Origin of the sequence: Streptomyces abyssalis (assembly GCF_001751365.1) — a bacterium.
Classification (GTDB): Bacteria; Actinomycetota; Actinomycetes; order Streptomycetales; family Streptomycetaceae; genus Streptomyces; species Streptomyces abyssalis.
In genome coordinates this window covers 462,938-485,337 of the sequence record NZ_LJGT01000041.1, presented here as the reverse complement: position 1 = coordinate 485,337, position 22,400 = coordinate 462,938, and the positions used below count along the sequence as shown (strand labels likewise).

General features: G+C 70.6%; 18 protein-coding genes. 5 read left to right on the top strand and 13 right to left on the bottom strand.

The window, feature by feature from the left end:
• Positions 1-3 precede the first annotated feature (3 nt).
• From cpaB to AN215_RS23025, 3 genes are all read right to left on the bottom strand, one after another.
• Entirely contained in the window at positions 4-732 is a 729-nt protein-coding gene (gene cpaB / locus AN215_RS23035; RefSeq protein WP_070011179.1) for a Flp pilus assembly protein CpaB, read from the bottom strand.
• A 3-nt stretch (positions 733-735) separates the two neighbouring features.
• Entirely contained in the window at positions 736-1,872 is a 1,137-nt protein-coding gene (locus tag AN215_RS23030) for a hypothetical protein (RefSeq protein ID WP_216093837.1), read from the bottom strand.
• Between the two features lie 225 nt (positions 1,873-2,097).
• On the bottom strand, positions 2,098-3,444 hold the full coding sequence (locus AN215_RS23025) for an Nramp family divalent metal transporter (RefSeq protein WP_070011181.1): 1,347 nt from the start codon (positions 3,442-3,444) through the stop codon (positions 2,098-2,100).
• 204 nt (positions 3,445-3,648) lie between these two features.
• Between AN215_RS23025 and AN215_RS23020 the strand changes: the two genes are divergently transcribed.
• Entirely contained in the window at positions 3,649-4,689 is a 1,041-nt protein-coding gene (locus AN215_RS23020; RefSeq protein WP_070011182.1) for a chitinase, read from the top strand.
• Positions 4,690-4,952: 263 nt separating this feature from the next.
• Here the strand turns inward: AN215_RS23020 and AN215_RS23015 are convergent, their stop codons facing one another.
• From AN215_RS23015 to AN215_RS22995, 5 genes are all read right to left on the bottom strand, one after another.
• Complete coding sequence (locus AN215_RS23015; RefSeq protein WP_070011183.1) at positions 4,953-5,804, bottom strand: S1 family peptidase; 852 nt, start codon at positions 5,802-5,804, stop codon at positions 4,953-4,955.
• Positions 5,805-6,013: 209 nt separating this feature from the next.
• On the bottom strand, positions 6,014-7,480 hold the full coding sequence (locus AN215_RS23010; protein WP_070011184.1) for a GntP family permease: 1,467 nt from the start codon (positions 7,478-7,480) through the stop codon (positions 6,014-6,016).
• A 149-nt stretch (positions 7,481-7,629) separates the two neighbouring features.
• Positions 7,630-8,043, bottom strand: coding sequence for a RidA family protein (locus AN215_RS23005; protein ID WP_070011444.1), 414 nt, complete (start codon positions 8,041-8,043; stop codon positions 7,630-7,632).
• 20 nt (positions 8,044-8,063) lie between these two features.
• Positions 8,064-8,837, bottom strand: a complete 774-nt coding sequence (locus AN215_RS23000) for an IclR family transcriptional regulator (RefSeq protein WP_070011185.1) — start codon at positions 8,835-8,837, stop codon at positions 8,064-8,066.
• Positions 8,834-10,015 carry a sugar kinase gene (locus AN215_RS22995; RefSeq protein ID WP_070011186.1) on the bottom strand — a complete coding sequence of 394 codons (1,182 nt, stop codon included), beginning with the start codon at positions 10,013-10,015 and terminating at the stop codon, positions 8,834-8,836. The genes AN215_RS23000 and AN215_RS22995 overlap by 4 nt, the downstream gene beginning before the upstream one ends.
• A 127-nt stretch (positions 10,016-10,142) precedes the next feature.
• On the opposite strand from AN215_RS22995, the gene AN215_RS22990 reads away from it, so the two are divergent.
• Positions 10,143-11,414, top strand: a complete 1,272-nt coding sequence (locus AN215_RS22990) for an alanine racemase (RefSeq protein WP_070011187.1) — start codon at positions 10,143-10,145, stop codon at positions 11,412-11,414.
• Between the two features lie 82 nt (positions 11,415-11,496).
• Positions 11,497-13,134 (top strand): N-acyl-D-amino-acid deacylase family protein, encoded by a 1,638-nt coding sequence (locus AN215_RS22985; protein WP_070011188.1) that lies wholly within the window; start codon positions 11,497-11,499, stop codon positions 13,132-13,134.
• Between the two features lie 56 nt (positions 13,135-13,190).
• On the opposite strand, the gene trhA is transcribed toward AN215_RS22985, so the two are convergent.
• On the bottom strand, positions 13,191-13,889 hold the full coding sequence (gene trhA, locus AN215_RS22980; protein WP_070011445.1) for a PAQR family membrane homeostasis protein TrhA: 699 nt from the start codon (positions 13,887-13,889) through the stop codon (positions 13,191-13,193).
• A gap of 400 nt (positions 13,890-14,289) precedes the next feature.
• Between trhA and AN215_RS22975 the strand changes: the two genes are divergently transcribed.
• A complete protein-coding gene (locus AN215_RS22975) occupies positions 14,290-16,128 on the top strand; it encodes a phosphoenolpyruvate carboxykinase (GTP) (protein WP_070011189.1) in 1,839 nt (612 codons plus the stop codon).
• An 86-nt stretch (positions 16,129-16,214) separates the two neighbouring features.
• On the opposite strand, the gene AN215_RS22970 is transcribed toward AN215_RS22975, so the two are convergent.
• Positions 16,215-16,616 carry an SCO4983 family protein gene (locus AN215_RS22970; protein ID WP_070011190.1) on the bottom strand — a complete coding sequence of 134 codons (402 nt, stop codon included), beginning with the start codon at positions 16,614-16,616 and terminating at the stop codon, positions 16,215-16,217.
• A gap of 306 nt (positions 16,617-16,922) precedes the next feature.
• Positions 16,923-18,134, bottom strand: coding sequence for a pyridoxal phosphate-dependent aminotransferase (locus AN215_RS22965; RefSeq protein WP_070011191.1), 1,212 nt, complete (start codon positions 18,132-18,134; stop codon positions 16,923-16,925).
• A gap of 195 nt (positions 18,135-18,329) precedes the next feature.
• Between AN215_RS22965 and AN215_RS22960 the strand changes: the two genes are divergently transcribed.
• Entirely contained in the window at positions 18,330-18,998 is a 669-nt protein-coding gene (locus AN215_RS22960; RefSeq protein ID WP_070011192.1) for a TetR/AcrR family transcriptional regulator, read from the top strand.
• Here the strand turns inward: AN215_RS22960 and AN215_RS22955 are convergent.
• Both AN215_RS22955 and AN215_RS22950 read right to left on the bottom strand, forming a co-directional pair.
• Positions 18,984-21,020 carry a thioredoxin domain-containing protein gene (locus AN215_RS22955; protein ID WP_070011193.1) on the bottom strand — a complete coding sequence of 679 codons (2,037 nt, stop codon included), beginning with the start codon at positions 21,018-21,020 and terminating at the stop codon, positions 18,984-18,986. The genes AN215_RS22960 and AN215_RS22955 overlap by 15 nt on opposite strands.
• Positions 21,021-21,144: 124 nt before the next feature.
• On the bottom strand, positions 21,145-22,317 hold the full coding sequence (locus AN215_RS22950) for a hypothetical protein (protein ID WP_070011194.1): 1,173 nt from the start codon (positions 22,315-22,317) through the stop codon (positions 21,145-21,147).
• Between the last annotated feature and the right edge of the window lie 83 nt (positions 22,318-22,400).

The following is a 22,400-nucleotide window of genomic DNA, read 5'->3' as shown; positions in this document are numbered from 1 at the left end:
GCCTCACTTGTCCCCGTCGAGCGTGTACGTGCGGTCGCTCTCGGGGATGTCGTTGCCGTCGCCGGGAGCCACGAGGGCGAGCCGGACGTGCTCCGCGAAGGATTCGGCGTACGCGACGCGCTGGGCGTCCTCCGTGGAGAGGGCGAAGGTGATCGGGACGCCGTCCCGTTCGCGCTGCCGGTCGCGCTCGTCCTGGCCGGCGTCCTTGAACGGGGTGAGCTTCCCGACGTCGATGACCTCCGCCTCGCTGACGATGACCTTCGACTGGTTCGGTTCCTTGCCCTTGCCGGCTGTCTGCTGCTCGCCCTCGAAGGTGGCGAAGATGTTGACGCGGCTGCCCGGGTTGATCTTGCCGGCGACGCCCGTCTCGGCGTCGATCATGATGGCGATCTCCTGCTGGCCCGGCTTCAGTCCGGGCCGGTCGTCCATCATGTCCGTCTGCAGCAGCGATCCCTTGCGCAGCTCGTTGGTGGCGACCTTGCCGCGCACCTCGTCGAGGTCGGTGACCGCGGTGTCCGGCAGCCAGCGGTCCGGCACGGACACCTTGTCGAACTGCTCCGCGCTCAGCGACTTGTACGGCGGAACGTCCGTCTTGAGCTTGTACGCCGTCTTCTCGGAGCCGACCTTCGACTCCACGTCGCGTATGAACGCCAGCACGCCCCCGAACGCCGCCAGGGCACACAGGACGGAGACGACCAGCAGGATGACGCCACGGCGCTGGCGTGAATTCATGGACTACAGACCTCGGGGATCGGCGACAACGGCGTGACTGGACTGCGGTTCGGAACGTGCGGCAGCGGCCTGCTTCTGCGCTGCCGCGGCGTGCTTCTGCATGAGGAACGCACCGAGCCCCGCGCCGCCCCTGGCGGGGGTGTCCGCACGGTCACCGGCGCCGTCCCTGCCGGAGCCGGGTGCGGAACCGCCGGAGCCGGCTCCGGGATCACCGGGACCGGGGGCGATGCGGGAGGTGAGGGCGGAGCCGGGGCGGCTGCGGGCCGGAGCCGCGCGCACGGCCGCGGCCCTGCGCGAACCGGACCCGAACGGGGCGGGGGCCGCGCAGAACGCGCAGCGGTCCCCGATCAGTTCGAGCCCGCACCAGTGGCATTCGTCCCGGCGTACGGAGGAAACGAGCCGGTAGAGCACCGAGACGTCGGGGATCGCGGCCGCGAACTCGACGAGCTTGCCGGTACCCCACCAGCGCGCCGACTCCGCGGGCAGATACGCCTCGTGCACCTGACCGACGCGCCACTGCGGAGCCAGCAGGCTCGTGACCCAGTCGGAGTTGAGCTGGCCGTCGGCATAGGTGAGGTGCGTGGGGAACTGCGGTCCCGTGAGCGCGGCCCTGGCCACGCCGCGGGCACCGCTGTCGGTGCGGACGAGCTGCGGCGTGGGCGTCGCCAGCACCGCGAACTGGGCCTTGGGATTCCAGGACCTGGCGTGCTCGGTGTAGGAGACCGGCAGATGGTCGAGCTTCGCCACGGAGTTCAGCAGCGCACCCGCGTAGATGTAGTGCGCCAGGAGCCGTACGGACGCGCCGAGCACGCCCGGACTGAACTCGCAAAGCGACAACTGCCTCAACTGCCGTACGAGGACACCCGTACCCAGCGGCGGCAGCGCCGTCGGCATCAGCGCGATCCGGTCGGTCTCCAGGACGGAACGGATGGCGTGGAGTCTGTGCAGGAAGGCCTTCGGCAGCGTCGTGGGATGGACGACGATCATGTGGCCGTGCTGTTCGAGCAGTCGCTGCGTCTGGGCGAGCGCCACGTCGAACGGCTGCTCGTCCGGCGGCTCGAAGACGTGTGCACGCGGTGTGTGCCGGTCGGGCGGGGGCAGCATGTGGCTGTGGCTGGTGACTGCTATCGCAGTGGTCATCCCCGCCCCCGAGCGCTCTGTGTCGGGCCCGCGGCCCAAGTACCCGATCGTCATGTTGATCTGACGACACCACACCATACGGGCGGAGCCCAGACCTCGGAACAGCTTCTGCCCCGGTCGCTCCCCTGCCATACCCCGCCCTGTCCGTCAGTCAATCGGGCAAAGGCGAGGTACTTGCGCGGCGGTCGTCCGCGCGGCCGCGGAAGCGCCCGGGGCTTCGGCGTCCTACCAGGGAATCTCCCTGACCTGCTGCACGCACAGCACGATGAAGAGCATCCCGGACGCGAAGAGCATCACGTTGCTGAGAATGCCGTTGCGCCATTCACGCGGCGTGCGGCTGGTGTTGAGCAGCCACATGAGGGTGAACGCGAGGAACGGCATGAAGAACGCGCCCAGCACGCCGTAGGCCACGACCAGGCCGAAGGGCTGCTCCAGCCAGAGCAGCGTCATCGGCGGGAAGGTCAGCCACAGCAGGTACGCGCGGAAGGGCAGCGACTTCTCGCGCTGACCGCCGGCCACCGCGGCGACCGCCTGATCGCCGTCGCCCTCGCCGTCCGCTTTGCGGGCGGCGCGCATCCGCTCGACGAAGTCGGCGAACATCAGGCTCACGCCGTGCCACACGCCGACCAGCGACGTGAAGGACGTGGCGAAGAAGCCGATGAGGAAGAGGACCGAGGTGAAGGCGCCGAAGCGGTCCTCCAGTACGTTCCCGAGGTCGGAGAGGCCCTTGTCGCCCTCCGCGATCGCGATGTTCGCGGAGTGCAGCAGCTCCGCTCCGACGATCAGCATGGCGACGACGAAGACGCCGGTGGTGATGTAGGCGACGCGGTTGTCGAGCCGCATCATCTTCATCCAGCCGCTGTCGGTCCAGCCCTTGGCGTTCACCCAGTATCCGTAGGCGGCCATCGTGATGGTGCCGCCGACGCCGCCGATGAGGCCCAGGGTGTAGAGGACCGAGCCGTCCGGCAGCACCGGGGCGAGCCCGGCGAAGGCGGCGCCGATGTCGGGCGAGACGAGGATCGCCACGTAGACGACGACCACGAACATGATGCCGACCATCACCGTCATGACCTTCTCGAAGACGGCGTAGCGGTTGAACCAGACGAAGGCGAGGCCGACGAGGCCGGTGATGATCGCCCATCCCTTGAGGTCGAGAACGCCCGGGAAGAGCGCCTCCAGGGGGAGCCCGGAGGAGGACATGGCGGTACCGCCGTAGACGAATCCCCACACGACGACGTATATCGCGAAGTAGACGGTCGTCCACGAGCCCAGCGACCGCCATCCGTCGAAGATGGTGCGGCCGGTGGCCAGGTGCCAGCGGCCCGTCGCCTCGGCCAGCGCGATCTTGACGATGCAGCCGATCACCGCGGCCCACATCAGGGTGTAGCCGTACTTGCTGCCCGCGATCAGCGTGGAGACCAGGTCACCGGCGCCGACGCCGGTCGCCGCGACGACGATGCCGGGCCCGACCAGCTTCCAGCTCGCCTTCCGTACGGGCGGCCGTGTCTCCTCGCTGGAGGAGGGGGCCGGGGTGGTCCCGGCTCCGCTCTGCTTGTTGTCCTCGGTTGCCATCTCCGACCGCCTTCGTGCTCGTCCCCTCAAGAGGTCTGCCCGGCGCATCCAATCCCCCGAAGACGATCAATACAAGGCCCAGGACGGCTGTCAAAGGTCTTGACAACCAGATTGGTCTGGACCATGTTGTCAGCGAAGCGCAGGGCCCCGCGCACCACACTCAGCACTTTCCCTCCCCCATCTCCCCCCACCCCGGAGGCAGTTGTGGCACGCGCAAGATTCCTGTCCCACCCCCGTACGCGTCCGCGCGTCCTCGCCGCGGTCGCAGCAGCGGCACTGACGGTCTGCGGACTGGTCGCGGCCGGAACGGCGAACGCCGGCCCGGCCCCTTCCCAGGACACCGGCCGCGCCGTGGGCGCTTCGGCGGTCCCCGCACACGCCGTCACCGGCTACTGGCAGAACTTCGACAACGGAGCGGCCAAACAGAAGCTCTCGGATGTGCCGGACGACTACGACATCATCGCCGTGGCCTTCGCCGACGCCACGGGCACACCGGGCCAGGTCGACTTCAAGCTGGACCCGGCGACGGGCTACGGCTCCGAGGACGACTTCAAGGCCGACATCAAGGCCAAGCACGACGCGGGCAAGTCGGTGATCGTCTCGGTCGGCGGCGAGAAGGGCGCCGTCAGCGTCGCCGACGACGCCTCGGCCTCGGCCTTCGCCGACAGCATCGTCTCGCTCATGGACGAGTACGGCTTCGACGGAGTCGACATCGACCTGGAGAACGGCCTCAACTCGACGTACATGACCAAGGCCCTGGACGCCATCCACAGCAAGAAGAGCGACGTGGTGGTGACGATGGCCCCGCAGACCATCGACATGCAGTCGACGTCGAACGAGTACTTCAAGACCGCGCTGAACATCAAGGACTACCTGACGGTCGTCAACATGCAGTACTACAACAGCGGTTCGATGAACGGCTGCGACGGCAAGACCTACGCGCAGGGCGGCGTCGACTTCCTCACCGCACTCGCCTGCATCCAGCTCGAAGGCGGCCTCGACCCCTCGCAGGTCGGCATCGGCACCCCGGCCTCCTCCAGCGCCGCGGGCTCCGGTCACGTCGAGCCGGGCGTGGTGACCGACGCCCTGGACTGCCTGGCCAAGGGCACCAACTGCGGGAGCTTCAAGCCCGACAAGACCTACCCCGGCATCCGCGGCGCGATGACCTGGTCCACCAACTGGGACGCCTCGAACGGCAACAGCTGGTCCGGCACGGTCGGCCCGCACGTGGACGCGCTGCCGTAAGGGAGACCCCGAGGTCCCGCCCCGGCGCATCTGCGCCCGCCAGGCTGCTGCGGGGTGTCCCCCACCTCCCCGTACGCACGCGACGCCCCCGGACGGCAGTGTCCGGGGGCGTCGCTCGTCCGGGAGGTGGTCAACACCCCCGAGGGCCGCATACGGGAGTCACCGCCGTGCCGGTGGCGTGGTGCCGCCGCACCACGCCACCGGCCGGCAGCTGCCGGGCTCCGAACTGCGGCCCGGCGTTCAGGGCCTGGCCGGCCTTTCCTCTACGGCTTCGGCAGCTTGCAGTCCGGCAGGCTCAGGTCGACCTTGTTGCCGGCGGCGATGCAGCTGGTGAGGGTGTGCGTCTGCTGTCCGTACGCGATGCCCTCGTGGACGGTGACCTTGCCGTTCTCGTCCACCTCGCACGGGTTGTTGAGGGTGCACTCCTCGCCGTTCTCGTTGCGGGTGTTGTTGACCCCGACGATCTTGCCGGTGGAGTCGTCGACGACCGGCGAGCCCGACGTGCCGCCCTTGGTCTCGCACTCCTCGGTGTAGCGGAGGGAGTCCTTCATGGTCCAGCCGTCCTCGCGCAGCTCGGGCACGAAGGCGTCGATGGAACAGCTGAAGGTCTCCTTCCAGTAACCGGAGACGACGGTGATGGCGGTGCCCTGTTCGGGATGCTCCGCCTGCACCTCCAGCGGGTCGATGCCCGTGTCCTTCTTGATCTCCTCGTACGTGGAGTCGAGTTCGTAGAGGGAGACGTCGGTGTCCGTCATCGTCCCGTAGGCGATCTTCGTGGACTTCAGCGTGCCCGCGTCGCCGCCGCCGGCGTCGAGGAGCGTGAAGCTGCGCGACGAGGGCTGGTCGACGACGACCTTCCCCGGCTCCGGCATGCCTTCCTCAAGGCAGTGCCCGTTCGAGAGCACCAGCCCCGGGTCGGAGGCCTTGGAGCCGGGCATCTTCACCAGCGAGCCCGAACAGTTGCTGAGCGCGACCGTGCCCGCGAAGTCCGGGGCGGCGGCGGCCTCGGGCGAGGACGGGGCTTCCGCCGCCGACGCCGGGGCCGCGGCGAACCCGGTGACGGCTGCCGCTCCGAAGAACGCCGTTGCCAGGGCGCCGACGAGAGGTCTCTTCATGGTGGGGGGTTCCTCTCCTTAGCCGAATCTCGTGAATGTGATTCGTCGGGGGTGACGCCGTGCATTCTTGGCCCAAAGCGGCACCCCCACAAGACCCCAACAACGCCCCCAGAAACGGAAGGTGGAATTCCATCGGGGGGCGCGTGGGCCCCGGAGGAGAGAGGGATCCGCCGGCCGGCACCTGCGCCCGGCCCGGCCGCCGGATGCCGCTAGACGAACGGACTGATCACGGCGGCCACGGCGAAGCCCGCAACCGACAGGACGGACTCCAGCACCGTCCACGACTTCAGCGTGTCCCGCTCCGAGATGCCGAAGTACTTCGAGACGATCCAGAATCCGCCGTCGTTGACGTGCGAGGCGAAGATGGAGCCCGCCGAGATCGCCATGATGACCAGCGCGATGTGCGGCTGCGAGTAGTCCCCGGCGGACAGCAGCGGCGCCACGATCCCCGCCGTGGTGACGATCGCGACGGTCGCCGAGCCCTGTGCGACCCGCAGCACCAGTGAGAGCAGGTAGGACAGGACGATCACGGGCAGCCCCGCGTCCCCGAAGGTGTCCGACAGCGCCTGCGCGACGCCGCTGCCGTCCAGCACCGCGCCGAAGACGCCGCCCGCACCCACGACGAGCAGGATGTTGCCGATCGGCTTGAGCGAGGACGTGGAGACCGTCTCCAGCGACTGACGCGACCAGCCGCGCCGCAGGCCGAGCAGCCAGTAGGCCAGGAGGAGCGCGATCGTCAGCGCAACGAAGGGGTGCCCGAAGAACTCGATGACGGAGCGGAGCGTCGAGGGGTCGAGCGCGATGGACGAGAACGTCGCCAGCAGGATCAGCACCAGCGGGGTGCCGATGATGCCGAGCACGACGGTCAGCGACACGGGCCGTTCCGCGGCGACCCCCGCCGCCTTCTGCTCCGCCGCGACGGCCGCCTTGGCCTCCTCCGCCGCCTCGACCATGTCGTGCGGCACCTCGACGAAGAGGCGGTTGCCGATCCAGGCCGAGTACCCCCAGGCGGCGAGCACGGCCGGGATGCCGGTGACGATGCCCATCAGGATGACCCAGCCGAGGTCGACCTTCAGCAGCCCGGCCGCGGCGACCGGACCGGGGTGGGGCGGCAGGAACGCGTGCGTCATCGACAGGCCGGCGAGCAGCGGCATCGAGTAGAGGATGATCGATTTGCCGGAGCGCTTGGCTGCGGCGTAGACGATCGGCGCGAGGACGAAGATGCCGACGTCGAAGAAGACCGGAATACCGAAGATGAGGCCCGTGAGGCCCATGGCCAGCGGTGCGCGCTTCTCTCCGAAGAGGGCCAGCAGACGGCCGGAGAGAGCCTCGGCGCCACCGCTGACCTCGAGTATCGCCCCCAGCATCGTGCCGAGCCCGATGATGATGGCGACGTGGCCGAGGATGCCGCCCATGCCGTCCTCGATGAGGGAGACGGCCTCGGATTTCTGCACCGTGCCGAAGAGTTCGGTCACCGAGAGCCCGGCCGCCAGACCGACGGCTATGGAGACGCCCAGCAGTGCGACGAACGGCTGCACCCGGAGCTTGATGATGAGGAAGAGCAGCAGCAGGATCCCCAGGCCTGCGACGAGCAGCAGCCCCGGGGTGCCGCCTATGAGGGCGAGCAGACCGCCGGTGTGGGGTGGCGCCTTCTCGGACGCGGATGCGAGCAGCATGTTGGTGGACCTCGGGGTTTCTGTGTGGGCAGCTCTGCTCTGATGGGGAGTTCGGACATGCGGGGGGTGTGCGCGGAGCCCTTTCGGGCACCGCGCTCAGGGACTAAGGGGCACGCGCGGGCCGGTGGCACTTGTGCCGGTGCTCCGCCTCAGCCCAGTACGGCGAGCGCGTCGATCTCGACGAGCAGCCCGGCCGGCAGGCCGACGTAGACGGTCGTACGGGCCGCCGGGGCCTCGGTGAGGTCGGCGAAGAACTCGTTGTAGATCTCGTTGAGTTCGGGGAAGTGGCCGGTGTCGGTGAGATAGACGCGGATCATCACCACGTCCTCCCAGCTCGCCCCGCCCTCCCGGAGCACGGCCTCGACGTTGGCGAGCGTGCGCAGCGTCTGCTCGCGCAGTCCCGGACCGACGGGCGTGGGCGCCTGGCCGGGGACGGCCGGGCCGAAGCCGACCTGTCCGGAGACCTGAAGGATGTTCCCCTTGCGCACGCCGTGCGAGAACTTCGCGGGCGGAGTGGTGTGGGTGGAGGGCGTGAGGGCCGTCTTGGCCCCCTTCTCGCTCATGTTCTCGCTCATGTTCTCGCTCATCGCTGCCGTTCCGTGTTGTCGGGGGATGGGGTTCTTCCGGAGTACTCGTCGCTGATGGCGTCGGCGGTGCGCCGCACCAGCGGGAGGAGGGTGAGGAGTTCGTCCGCGCTGACGACGACGTTCGGCGCCGACACGGACATGGCGGCGACGGCACGCCCGTCCGGTCCGCGCACGGGGGCGCCGACGCAGTTGATGGACTCCTCGTGGCCGCCCAGGTCGGTGGCCCACCCCTGTTCGCGCACCTTCGCCAGCTCGGCGAGGAAGGTCGCGGGGTCGGTGATCGAACGGGCCGTGTAGCGGGGGTAGTCGAGCCGCTGCGCGACCGCCCGGCGCTCCTGCTCGGGCAGATCGGCGAGCAGCAGCTTGGCGACCGCGGCGACCGTGATCGCGACGGGTTTGCCGATGCGCGAGTACATCCGTACCGGGTAGCGGCTCTCCACCTTGTCGATGTAGAGGACTTCGTTCTCCTCGTGGACGGCGAGGTGGACGGTGTGCCCCGTCTGCGCGTTCAGCTCCACCAGATGCGGATGTGCTATCTCGCGTACGTCCAGGTTCTCCACGGCCTGCTGGGCGAGTGCGAAGAGCCGCGTGCCCAGCCGGTAGCGCTGGTCGGGCTGGCGGTGGACGATGCCGTGCTCGTGGAGCGTACGCAGCAGCCGCAGCGCGGTGGACTTGTGCACCCCGAGCCGACCCGCGACCTGCTCCAGGTTGGCGGGGCCCTCCGCCAGCAGGGGCAGGATGCTCAGCGCTCGGTCGACGGTCTGGCTCATGTGGCGTTCGCCTTCTGTGTGTTCCACCCGGGGCCGAGGCGCAGTCTTCCCCACGCCTCGTCGTCCAGGGCGGCCAGCCGGTCCGCGACGTCGCGCGGCGGCGGCTCCGCGAGGTCCCCGGGCACGGTGAGGGCGGCCGCGGCGGTGAGGTGTCCGTGCCGCAGCCGCTCCCGTACGGGCAGTCCGCGGAGCGTGGCCGAGAGGAAGCCGGCGGCGAACCCGTCGCCCGCGCCCACGGCATCGGCGACGTCGATCCGCAGGGCGGGCACCGCGTGCACGGTGTCGCCCGCGCCGCCGTGACCACCGCCGTGACCACTGGCGTGGTCACCGCCGTGGCCGCCGTCCTCCCGCACGAAGGCGGTCGCACACGTGCCGCCCTGCTTGACGACGAGCACCGCGGGCCCGGGCAGCAGCTCCCTTATCGCGGGCGGGCCCCCGGTGACGCCCCAGGCGGCGGCCGCCTCGTCCTCGCCGACGAAGACGAGGTCGCAGCCGGCGGCGAGTTCGAGCAGCACGCCGGGCCCGGGAGCGGGGTCGCCCTCGGCGCGGTCCCACAGGCCGACGCGGTAGTTCACGTCGAAGGAGACGAGCGGACGGTCCGCGCGCGGGCCCGTGAGCAGCCGCATCAGCTCCAGGCACTCCGGGGAGAGCGCGGCGGTGATGCCTGTGACGTGCAGCACGGTGGCGTCGTCGACGGCGGCGAGGTCCACGGTGTGCGGCGACATGGCGGAAGCGGCGGAACCGGCGCGGTAGTAGACGACTTCCGCGGTGCCCTGGGTCCCGGCGGTGCCTGCCGTACCGCCGGTGGGCGCGGTACCGCCGGTGCCCTCGGTACCGGCCGCTCGCCCGTCGGGGCCCTCCAGGGTGGTGGGCCGCTCGCCCTCCGTACGGAAGTAGATGCCCGTGGGACGCCTCGCGTCCCGCCCGACAATTCCGACATCGACCCCGCGTGCGGCGATCGCCTCCACCAGGTGGTCGCCGAAGCCGTCGGCCCCGACGCGGCTGACCCACCGCACGGAGTGTCCCGAACCGGCAAGCGCGCAGGCCACGTTGGACTCGGCGCCTCCGATGGCCCGCTCGAAGGACGGTACGTCCGCGAGCCGTCCGGCCCGCGAGGGCAGGAACGTGACCATGGATTCGCCGAGGCAGACGACGTCGGTGCGTACCACTGTCCGCATCCGCTCCTCATCGATTGACGGGTGTTCGGCGGGATGCTAAACAGCTTTGAGCGAAATACGCAATGCTTGTTGCATTCACTGCAACGACCTTCCCCGATGACCCGATGCAACGGAGTAGGAGCCCCCTATGGCCGGCGCGGACCCGCTCGCCTCCCTCGCCGAGGAGCGCATCGACCACCGCTTCAAGGGGCTTCCTCCGGACGCGGCGGGCGCCACCGTCGCCGCGCTCACCGCGGAGCACCGCAACCTGTTCGACGGCGGCTTCACCACACCGGTGCTCGCGCTCTCCGCGGAGCGCCTCCAGCACAACTTGGCGCTCATGGAGACGTACACGCAGCGGCACGGCCTCGCCTTCGCTCCGCACGGCAAGACCTCCATGGCCCCGCAGCTCTTCCACCGCCAACTGGCCCACGGCGCCTGGGGGATCACCCTGGCGGTGCCCCATCAGGTGGCCGTGGCCCGGGCGTTCGGGGTTCCGCGCGTCTTCCTCGCCAACGAGCTCGTCGACCCCGCCGCGCTCCGCCGGATCTCCCAGGAGCTCGACGCCGACCCGGACTTCCGCTTCGTCTGCTACGCGGACTCCACGGCGGGCGTCGCGCTGATGGACGCCGCCCTCGCGGAAGCGGGTGCCTCGCGCCCCGTCGACGTCGTGGTCGAGCTCGCGGCCGGCGAAGGCGCCCGTACGGGAGCGCGCAGCGAAGCCGAATGCGAGGCGATCGCCGCGGCGGTCGCGGCGGCACCCACCCTCCGGCTCGTCGGCGTCGCGGGCTATGAGGGCGAAGTCCCGGACGCCTCCACGGAGACGGTCACGGCCTGGCTGCGACGGCTGACCGCACTCGCCGCCGCGTTCGACGCCGCGGGCCGCTTCGACGGGCTCTCCGAGATCGTGGTGAGCGCGGGCGGCAGCGCCTGGTTCGACGCCGTCGCGGACGTCTTCGCCGAACTGCCGCCGCTCTCCCGGCCGGTGCTGAAGCTGCTCCGCTCGGGCGCCTACGTGTCGCACGACGACGGCGCGTACCGCGAGAAGACGCCCTTCAACCGCGTGCCCGAAGAGGGCGCGCTGCAGGCGGCGTTCACGCTCTGGGCGCAGGTCGTCTCCCGGCCCGAACCCGGCCAGGCGTTCCTCAACGCGGGCAAGCGCGACGCGGCGTTCGACCTCCACCTCCCGCAGCCCCACACGGTCCGCTCCCTCGACGGCGCCACGCGTCCCGCCGACGGCATCACCGTCACGGCGCTCTCCGACCAGCACGCGTGGGTCCGTACGGAGGCACCCGTCGAGGTCGGGGAGTGGGTGGGCCTCGGGCTCTCCCACCCGTGCACGATCTTCGACAAGTGGCAGCTCATCCCGGAGACAACCGCGGACGGCACCGTCACCGGATATGTACGCACCTTCTTCTGAGTTCCGCAGCTGAGCCCGCAGCTGAGCCCGCGGCCCTCTGACGGGCGGCCGTCCGCACCCACCCGGAAGGGGAATCGCCCCCATGGACCTGCTCATCCGCAACGCGGACGTCGTCGACGGCTCCGGGACGTCGGCTCCGTACCGCGCCGACGTCGCCGTCGAGGACGGCCGCATCACCGCCGTCACCCGCGAGACCGACGGCCCCGGCGCCCGCCCCGCCGGAGCCCGGCGCACGCTCGACGCCACGGGTCTCGTCCTCTCCCCCGGCTTCATCGACATGCACGCCCACTCCGACCTCGCCCTGCTGCGCGATCCGGACCACTCGGCGAAGGCCGCGCAGGGCGTCACCCTCGAAGTCGTCGGCCAGGACGGGCTCTCCTACGCGCCCGTCGACGACCGCACCCTCGCCGAGGTACGCAGCGCCATCACCGGCTGGAACGGGAGTCCGCCCGGAGACACCTCGCCCGGTTCCCTCGACTTCGACTGGCGCACCGTCGGCGGCTATCTCGACCGCATCGACCGCCAGGGCACGGCCGTCAACGCCGCCTACCTCGTGCCGCAGGGCACCGTGCGCATGCTCGCCGTCGGCTGGGACGACCGCCCCGCGACGCGTGCGGAGACCGAGGAGATGCGGCGCCTCGTCGCCGAGGGCCTGGAACAGGGCGCGGTCGGCATGTCCTCCGGCCTCACCTACACGCCCGGCATGTACGCCTCCGACGCCGAACTCACCGAGCTGTGCCGCACGGTGGCCGCGTACGGCGGCTACTACTGCCCGCACCACCGCTCCTACGGCATGGGCGCGCTGCAGGCGTACGAGGAGATGATCGAGCTCAGCCGCGACGCCGGCTGCGCACTCCATCTCGCCCACGCCACCATGAACTTCGGCGTCAACAAGGGCCGGGCACCCGAGCTGACCGGCCTCCTGGACCGCGCGCTCGCCGCCGGCGCCGACATCACCCTCGACACGTATCCGTACACCCCCGGGTGCACGACTCTCGTGGCGATGCTGCCGAGCTGGGCGAGCGCGGGAGGACCCGAGGCGATTCTGGAACGCCTCTCGGACGAGGAATCGTGCGTCCGCATCCGGCACGTCATGGAGGTCGAGGGCGCCGACGGCTGCCACGGCGTCCCCATGGACTGGAGCACCATCGAGATCTCGGGCGTCTCCGACCCGGCCCTCTCGCACTACGTCGGCCGGACGGTCGCCGAGTCCGCGGCCGAGAACGGGGAGGAGCCGTTCGTCACCGCCCGACGGCTGCTGATCGAGGACAGGCTGGGCTCGACGATCCTCCAGCACGTGGGCCACGAGGAGAACGTGCGGCACATGATGCGCCACCCCGCGCACACCGGCGGCAGCGACGGCATCCTCCAGGGCGACAAGCCGCACCCCCGCGCGTACGGCACCTTCCCGCAGTATCTCGGCCGCTACGTACGGGAATTGGGCGTGCTCTCCCTCCAGGAGTGCGTCGCCCACCTCACCTCGCGCCCCGCCGCCCGGCTCCGCCTCCCCGACCGCGGCCTGGTCCGCGAGGGCTACCGCGCGGACCTCGTGCTCTTCGACCCGGTCACGGTCGCACCGGGCGCCACCTACGACAACCCGCGCGTGCTGCCCACGGGCATCCCGCACGTACTGATCGACGGCCGCCCCGTCATCGAGGACGGCCGCCGCACGGACGTCCTCGCGGGCCGCTCGGTACGCCGCACCCCGCTCGGCCGCTAGGGCTGGTGCTGTGACCGGAAAGGGCTCACCGGCTCGCGACGCCCGGCGGGCGAGGGCTAGTCGTGCTGGTAGGCGACCAGCGAGATGCCCACGTAGTGGACGACGAAGGCGGCCAGGGTGAAGGAGTGGAACACCTCGTGGAAGCCGAACCACCGCGGTGACGGATTCGGCCGCTTGATGCCGTAGACGACGCCTCCCGCGCTGTACAGCACGCCACCCACGATCACGCACACCAGCACGGCGATGCCGCCCTCGCGCAGGAACGCCGGCAGGTAGAAGACCGCGGCCCAGCCCATCGCGATGTAGCAGGGCGTGTAGAGCCACCGCGGAGCGCCGACCCAGAACACCCGGAAGCCGATGCCGAGCACGGCTGCCGCCCAGACACCCCACAGCAGCGGCGAACCGGAACCGTCGGGAAGCAGAAGGATCGTCAGCGGTGTGTACGTCCCGGCGATGATCAGGAAGATGTTGGCGTGGTCGAGCCGCCGCAGTACGGCATTGGCCCGCGGCCCCCACTCGCCCCGGTGGTACAGGGCGCTCACCCCGAAGAGCAGACAGGCGGTCAGGGTGTAGACGGCGCACGCGATACGGCCGCGCGAGCTGTCCGCGAGCGCGGTCAGGAAGATGCCGGCGGCGAGCACGGCGGGGAACATCCCGGCGTGCAGCCATCCGCGCAGCCGCGGCTTGATGAGCGCGGGGATCGCCGAGGCGCCCCTGGAAGCCGCCGAAGTGACGGCAGCCGCAGCGGACTCCAGAGTGGCGGCGGCAGAACCGCCGGAGTGCACCGGCTTGTCGGTCCCGTCTGCGCCACCTTCGGAGTCCGCGCTGTTCGCGGGCTCTTGCGGGCGGAACGCGTCATTCATACGGCCCATCGTAGCTACGGGAGCGTAACCACCGACATGCTCTCGTGGACTGCATGCCGCTCATCGGAGTGGTGATGGACACATCCTTTCCATCTGGACAGGCAGCCGATACGCTCACATGCTCAGAGGAGCAAGGGTGACACCGGATGAGCGAGCCGCGCAGACCCACCAGCCCAGCACCATCACGAACGCATCCGGGTCGCGGCCCCCAAGGGGCGAGTTGAAGCACGAAGCCAACAAATGCGGATACCAGTGCAGTTGTCCGTTGGAACCCTCAACGTCTGGAGAGATTGTGGCGCGCAGTTCTGCGGCTCCCGCCATCAACACCGTTCCCACACGCCACCAGGAGCTCGTCTCCTGGGTGGAGGAAATCGCCGCTCTCACAGAACCGGCCCGGATCGTCTGGTGCAACGGCTCCGAATCGGAGTACGAGCGCCTGTGCGAAGAGCTCGTCGAGAAGGGCACGTTCACCAAACTCGACCCGGTGAAACGGCCGCACTCCTACTACGCCGCCTCCGACCCGAGTGACGTCGCACGCGTCGAGGGCCGTACGTTCATCTGCTCCGACAAGGAGGAGGACGCCGGTCCGACCAACCACTGGAAGGCCCCCGACGAGATGCGGGCCGTCTTCCAGGGCGAGGGCGGCGAGGGCGGAATCTTCCGCGGCTGCATGCGCGGCCGCACCATGTACGTCGTGCCCTTCTGCATGGGCCCCCTCGGCTCCCCGCTCTCCGCGCTGGGCGTCGAGATCACGGACTCCGCGTACGTCGCCGTCTCGATGCGCACCATGACGCGAATGGGACAGCAGGTTCTCGACGAGCTCGGCGAGGACGGCTTCTTCGTCAAGGCCGTCCACAGCGTCGGCGCCCCCCTGGGGCCCGGCGAGCAGGACGTGCCCTGGCCGTGCAACGACACCAAGTACATCTCCCACTTCCCCGAGAGCCGCGAGATCTGGTCCTTCGGATCGGGCTACGGCGGCAACGCCCTGCTCGGCAAGAAGTGCTACGCGCTGCGCATCGCATCCGTGATGGCACGCGACGAGGGCTGGCTCGCCGAGCACATGCTCGTGCTCAAGCTCACCCCGCCGCGCGGTGAGTCCAAGTACGTCGCCGCCGCCTTCCCTTCGGCCTGCGGGAAGACGAACCTCGCCATGCTGGAGCCCACCATCAAGGGCTGGACGGTGGAGACCATCGGCGACGACATCGCATGGATGCGCTTCGGCGAGGACGGTCGGCTGTACGCCATCAACCCGGAGGCCGGCTTCTTCGGCGTCGCCCCGGGCACCGGCGAGCACACCAACGCCAACGCCATGAAGACCCTCTGGGGCAACTCGGTCTTCACCAACGTCGCCCTCACCGACGACGGCGACGTGTGGTGGGAGGGCATGACCGAGGAGACGCCCGCTCACCTGACCGACTGGAAGGGCAACGACTGGACCCCGGAGTCCGGGACTCCGGCCGCCCACCCCAACGCCCGCTTCACCACCCCGGCGGGGCAGTGCCCGATCATCGCGCCGGAGTGGGAGGACCCGAGGGGTGTGCCGATCTCCGCGATCCTCTTCGGTGGCCGCCGCGCCTCGGCGGTGCCGCTGGTGACGGAGTCCTTCAGCTGGCAGCACGGCGTCTTCCTCGGCGCGAACGTCGCCAGCGAGAAGACCGCCGCCGCCGAGGGCAAGGCCGGCGAGCTGCGCCGCGACCCGTTCGCGATGCTCCCCTTCTGCGGCTACAACATGGGCGACTACTTCGCCCACTGGGTGAAGATCGGCAAGAACGCCGACCAGGCCAAGCTGCCGAAGATCTACTACGTCAACTGGTTCAAGAAGAACGAGGACGGCAAGTTCGTCTGGCCCGGCTTCGGCGAGAACAGCCGCGTGCTGAAGTGGGTCGTGCAGCGCCTCAACGGCGAGGCGGAGGGCGTCGAGACGCCCATCGGCGTGCTGCCGACGAAGGAGTCCCTCGACCGTGACGGGCTCGGCATGACGGACGCGGAGCTCGACTTCGTGCTGGAGGTCGACAAGGAGGTCTGGCGCGACGAGGCGGCGCTGGTCCCCGAGCACCTCAACACCTTCGGCGACCGCACCCCGAAGGAGCTCTGGGACGAACACCGCGCGCTGGTCGAGCGGCTGGGCTGACGCGGTCTCCGCATCCTCCCGGGCTTCCGCTCGGACTCCGCAAGGCGCCCCTCACCGACAGGTGGGGGGCGCCTTGCGCTGACCGGTCAGGCCGCGGTGAGACCCAGGGCCGAGGCGTGGAAGTCGCGGCACTGGCTGGCCACGACCATGGCCGGCTCGTCGTCCCGGTACGTGGCGATCACGACGGCATGGCCCGCCAGGGTGTGGGCCCGGTGGTGCAGCGAATCGATGTGGGCCGGGTCGGCGTCGCGCTCCGTGGGCGCCGCACGGAGGGGCGCGTTGCGCAGACGCGTGACCTGAGCGGCCAACTCCTCTGCGGCTTCGTCCAGTTCAGCGGCCGGAGCGACCGCACGCAGCTCGTCCGTCACCGTCAGCAGGGCGGTGAGATGTCCGGCCAGGCGGATGTCCAGCTCCTCTTCCCGCGAACGGTGCGGGAAATCAGCCTCGGCCATGGCATGCACCGACTTGCTGCGGATCGGTTCGTACATGGTCGGCCTCCTGCGCGTTGCGTCGCCCGAATGACAGCCTAACTTAGACTCCGTCTAAAGTTGAGCCGTGTACATTTCCTGCCCGGACGACAAGTGCCCGTACGGGTCGCCGACGGCGGGAGGGGCCGCACGGGAGGCGCTGGGTGAGGGCGGTCCGCAACGGGACGGGACGGGACGAACGAATGGGACGGAAGCCTTCCCGGAGCCGCCGCCGGAGCGGCATTCACCGGCCCCACCACGCACGCGGGCGCAAACGGCGACCCCGCACAAGCCCACCCGGGAGAACCTCGGCTGCGCCCCGCGAGGCTACGGCTGGCTGTAGCCGTCCAGGAACGCGCCGATGCGCGTCACCGCGTCTTCCAGCTCCTTCGCCGGCGGCAGGTTGACGATGCGGAAGTGATCGGGATCGGGCCAGTTGAAGCCCGTGCCGTGGACGATCATGATCTGCTCGGCCCGCAGCAGGTCGAGGACCATCTCCCGGTCGTCCTTGATCTTGTAGACCTTGGGGTCGAGCCGCGGGAACGCGTAGATCGCGCCCTTCGGCTTCACGCACGTCACGCCCGGGATCTGCGTCAGCAGATCGTGCACCATGTCGCGCTGCTCCAGCAGCCGCCCGCCCGGCAGCACCAGGTCGTTGATCGACTGCCGTCCGCCGAGCGCCGCGGCCACCACGTGCTGCGCGGGCATGTTGGCGCAGAGCCGCATGTTGGCGAGGATCGTGAGCCCCTCGATGTAGCTCTGCGCGTGGCCCTTCGGCCCGCACACCGCCATCCAGCCGCTCCGGTACCCGGCGACCCGGTACGCCTTCGAGAGTCCGTTGAAGGTGACGGTGAGCAGGTCGGGGGCGACGACGGTCGTGGGCGTGTGCGTCACGCCGTCGTAGAGGATCTTGTCGTAGATCTCGTCCGAGTAGACGATCAGGCCGTGGCGCCGCGCGATGTCCGTGAGGCCGCGCAGCATCTCCTCGTCGTAGACGGCACCCGTGGGGTTGTTCGGGTTGATGACGACGAGCGCCTTCGTCCGGTCGGTGACCTTGCTCTCGACGTCGGCCAGGTCAGGCATCCAGTCCGACTGCTCGTCACAGCGGTAGTGCACCGCCGTGCCGCCGGAGAGCGAGACGGACGCCGTCCACAGCGGATAGTCGGGGGACGGGACGAGGACCTCGTCGCCGTCGTCGAGCAGCGCCTGCATCGACATCTGGATCAGCTCCGAGACGCCGTTGCCGAGGTAGATGTCCTCGACGGACAGCTCGATGCCCTGCGTCTGGTAGTGCTGCATCACCGCGCGGCGGGCGGCCAGGAGCCCCTTGGCGTCGCCGTAGCCGTGGGCCTCGCCGACGTTGCGGATCATGTCCTCGAGGATCTCCGGCGGGCACTCGAAGCCGAAGGGCGCCGGGTTGCCGGTGTTGAGCTTGAGGATGCGGTGGCCCGCTGCCTCCAGCCGCGTCGCCTCCTCGAGGACCGGGCCCCGGATCTCGTAACAGACGTTCGCGAGCTTCGCCGACTGGATCACCTGCATTCCGCCACCTTACGGGCCGACCTGGTACGGGGCCACGTGTTATTGGCCACCCGGGGTACGGCTGTGGGCAACCTCGACAGGGCGCGGTTCTTCGGCGGTCACCGTCGGCAGCCGGACGGACGGCGGACCGGAACCCCTCTCCATGCCCGGCGCACAGCTGGTCCCGGCGAGCCCACATGGCGGACAATGAGGCCCATGGCCCCTGCACGTACCGAGTCCTCCGCCGCGCCCGAGTCCCGCCCCGGGCTGCGCGAGCGGAAGAAGACCAAGACCAGGCAGGCGATCCGGAAGGCCGCCTACCGGCTGTTCGAGGAGCAGGGCTACGCCGCCACGTCCGTCGAGCGGATCGCGGACGAGGCGGAGGTCTCCCCGAGCACCGTCTTCCGCTACTTCCCGACAAAGGAAGACATCGTCCTCACCGACGAGTACGACCCGCTGCTGCGCGAGGCGCTCCTCGCCCGTCCCGCCGAGGAGCCGCCCGGGACGGCTCTGCGGAACGCCATGCGGGGGATCTTCGCTCAGACCATGAGCGCCGAGCCCGGCCGCGAGCCCGCCGAGGCGCACCAGCGGATGCAGCTCGTGCACGAGGTTCCGGCCCTGCGCGCACGCATGGCCGAGCACATGTCGGTGACGGGCCGGTTCCTCGCGGGCGCGCTGGCCGAGCGGACCGGGCCGGCCGAGGACTCCTTCGAACTGCGTGTCTACACCGCGGCGTTGCTCGGCGCGCTGGCCGAGGCCCTCTTCTGCTGGGTCGAGGGCGGCCGGCACGAGGACGTGCTCGACGTGCTCGACCGCGCACTGAAGGTGGTGGCGAGCGGGTCCCCCACGCCACAGGGCCCTAGGGGGAGCTCAGTTCCGCAGTGACCGCTCCAGGACCTCCGGATCGGCCGTCGGGGCGTCGCACGTGAAGTTGCGGCACACGTAGGCGGTCGGGTTCCCGTCCAGCAGCGGACGGTCCCGCAGCAGCGGCACGTCCAGCGCCGCGGGCGAGCCCGGCTCGGCCATCGCGACCACCGCGCCCGGCGCGGTCGCCAGCAGCGCCGTACGGTGCAGCGTGCCCGTACCGGGGTCCGTGTGCGGTCCGACCACCGCGACCTCCCTCGGGCCGTCCAGCGCCGCCTCCGCGGCGGCGAGACCCCAGCCGATGAAGCGCGGGGCGCGCGGCGCGAGCGCCCTCACGATGCCGAGCGCCCGCTCGGCCGCCTCGCGGTGCCGGGAGCTGCCGGTGTAGGCGGCGTACGAGAGCAGGGCGTGCGCGGCGGCCGTCCAGCCCGACGGGGTGGAGCTGTCCGTCGGGTCCTGCGGCCGGCGGATGAGGGCCTCGGCGTCGTCGGCCGTGTCGTAGAGAGTGCCGTCGGCATCGGTGAAGTGGCCGAGCACGGTCTCCAGCAGCACACCCGCACTGTCGAGCCAGCCGGTCTCTCCCGTGACGGAGTAGAGGCTCAGCAGACCCTCCGCCACGTCCGCGTAGTCCTCCAGCACGCCCGCGCTGGGGCCGGCGGTGCCGTCCCGCGAGGTGCGCACGAGGCGGCCGTCGGGCCGCATGTGCAGATCGGCCAGCAGGCGTGCGGCGGCGGACGCGGCCTCCACCAGGTCGGGGCGGTCGAAGTAGGCGCCGGTCTCGGCGAGGGCGGCGACGGCCAGCCCGTTCCAGGCCGCGACGACCTTGTCGTCACGCGCGGGGCGTGGCCGCTCCTCGCGGGCGCGCAGCAGCCGCTCGCGTACGGACGCGACCCGGGAGGCGTCCGAGAGCTGGGCGCCGTCGCGGAGCTGGAGCACGGAGGCGCCCTCCTCGAAGGTGCCCTCGTCGGTGACGCCGTAGTAGCCGGCGGCCCACTGCCCGTCCTGCTCGCCGAGGACCTCGGTCAGCTGGGCGGGCGTCCACACGTAGTAGGCACCTTCGCTGTGGCGGCCGTGCCCGTCGTCGCTGTCGGCGTCCAGCGCGGAGGCGAACCCGCCCTCGGACGTGCCGAGTTCGCGCACCATGAACTCCGCGGTCTCCAGGGCGACCCGGCGGGCCATGTCCGAGCCGGTGCACCGCCAGGTGTGGGCGTAGACGCGGCAGAGCAGGGCGTTGTCGTAGAGCATCTTCTCGAAGTGCGGGACGACCCATCCGGCGTCCACGGAGTAACGGGCGAATCCGCCGCCGAGCTGGTCGTAGATGCCGCCGCGCGCCATCGCCTCGCAGGTGGCCTGGGCCATCTCGAGCGCCCCGTCGGAGCCGGTACGGGCGTGGTGGCGCAGCAGGAACTCCAGCGCCATGGACGGCGGGAACTTCGGCGCTCCCCCGAACCCGCCCCGTTCGGCGTCGAAGTCGCGGGACAGCTCCAGCAGCGCCGTGCCCAGGTCCTCCGGGCCGGGGGGCTGCGGCTGTTCGTAGCGGATGCCGCGGGCCGCGAGGTCCCGTACGATCCGGCCGGCCACGTCGGCGACCTCCTCCCGCCGGTCCGACCACGCCGTGGCGACGCCCTCCAGCACCTGCCGGAACGAGGGCATGCCGTGCCGGGGAGCGGGCGGGAAGTACGTGCCGAAGTAGAAGGGTTCGGCGGCGGGCGTGAGGAAGACGGTCATCGGCCAGCCGCCCTGGCCGGTCGCCGCCTGCACGGCCTCCATGTAGACGGAGTCGACGTCGGGACGCTCCTCGCGGTCGACCTTGACCGAGACGAAGTGGGAGTTGAGGTACTCGGCCGTGGCCTCGTCCTCGAAGCTCTCGTGCGCCATCACATGGCACCAGTGGCAACTGGCGTATCCGACGCTGAGCAGCACCGGCACACCGCGACTGCGCGCCTCCTCGAACGCGGCCTCCGACCAGGGCCACCAGTCGACCGGGTTCCCGGCGTGCTGCTGCAGGTAGGGGCTCGTCTCGTCCGCGAGTCGGTTCGCCATCCCTCCATCGTGCACGACGCGTACGGCGCCACGCGCCGCCCGGGCGCACCGTGCCCGCTCAGCCACCCGCAGGGCAGGAGCGGGCCGCGGACATGGCCCAGCCGGCCGCGGCTACGGGGACCGCTCAGAGCTGGGCGCGGTCGCCGCCGGTCGCCTCCCAGCCGGAGACAGCCAGCGCGCGGTACGCCGCGTAGTGGGCGGCCGGGTCGCCCGAATCCGCCCAGGGAATCGCGCCGACGTAGCCGTCCACGACACGCAGCGCCTCCATCGCCTCGCCGTACCGTTCGGCGCGTACGAGGAAACAGACGAGCAGATGCAGTACGTGCGGACGCACGGGATGGTCGGCCTCGACCTGGTCGACGGCGTACTCGGCCGCCTCCACCGCCTTCTCGATCTCCGCGCTCTGGTAGAGGCCCCGCACGACGTTGACCTCCGGCAGGTGCTCGTACGCCGCGAAGAGCGGGAGCGCCGGCAGCAGCGTGCCCTCGGGGGCATGGGCGGCGGCGGTCTGCGCGAAGGCGTCGGCTTCGGCCCGGGAGCCGCAGCCCTTCTCCGACCAGTACGGCAGGGCCGCGATGTGCGCGCCCATGTGGTTCGGTGCCTTGCGCCGCAGCCTCGCCCACAGCTCCTCGAAATCGGCGCGCCGGTAGGAGAGATGGCGTGCGATGAAGAGCTCGGTGATGTGCGGCGTGGGGTCGTCGGGGGCGAGCCGTGCCGCCTCCTCGCAGACCGTACGGGCCTCTTCGAGGATGATCCGGTGGTCCGCGGAGGACGGGTCGGAGACGGCCTGCCAGACCAGGAACTGCGCGTACACCTGGGCGCCGCCCGGGTCGCCGGGCTGCTGCGTCCGCCAGTCACGCAGCCAGCGCGCGTCACGCAGCCCCGGCTCCTTGCTGAACGAGACACCGCCCCCGGGGCCGCCCTTGCCGTCGGCCGGGGACTCGGGTGCGCCGAGCGCGCGGGCCTGCGCGAGTTCCATCGCCGCGGCGCCCGCCGTCGACTGCACCCGCTGCCAGCGCTGTTCCCATTCGTCCCCGGTCAGGGCGAGCAGCCGTGCGACGGGCTGCCAGTCCTGGGTCCGCTGCGTCTCCTCCACCGCTTCGGTGAACTCGTGGTCGGGCCCCGGCAGCCGTACGTCGAGCTGCTCGGTCGGTACGAATCCGTAACCGGTGCCCGCGTCGACCGCGCGGGCGACTCCCTGCGCGCCCTGCAGCCGTTGCCGCCGGCGGCGCATCGCGGGTCCCACCAGGACACCGAAGATGGCGGTCAGTGCGATCAGCACGAGCAGGGCTTCCATGTCTGCTGTCTCCCCGATGGGCGCGCGAGCGGGACGTGACGGGCGATCCCGTCCGAGCGGTTCGCGTGAGCCGCTCTGACTAC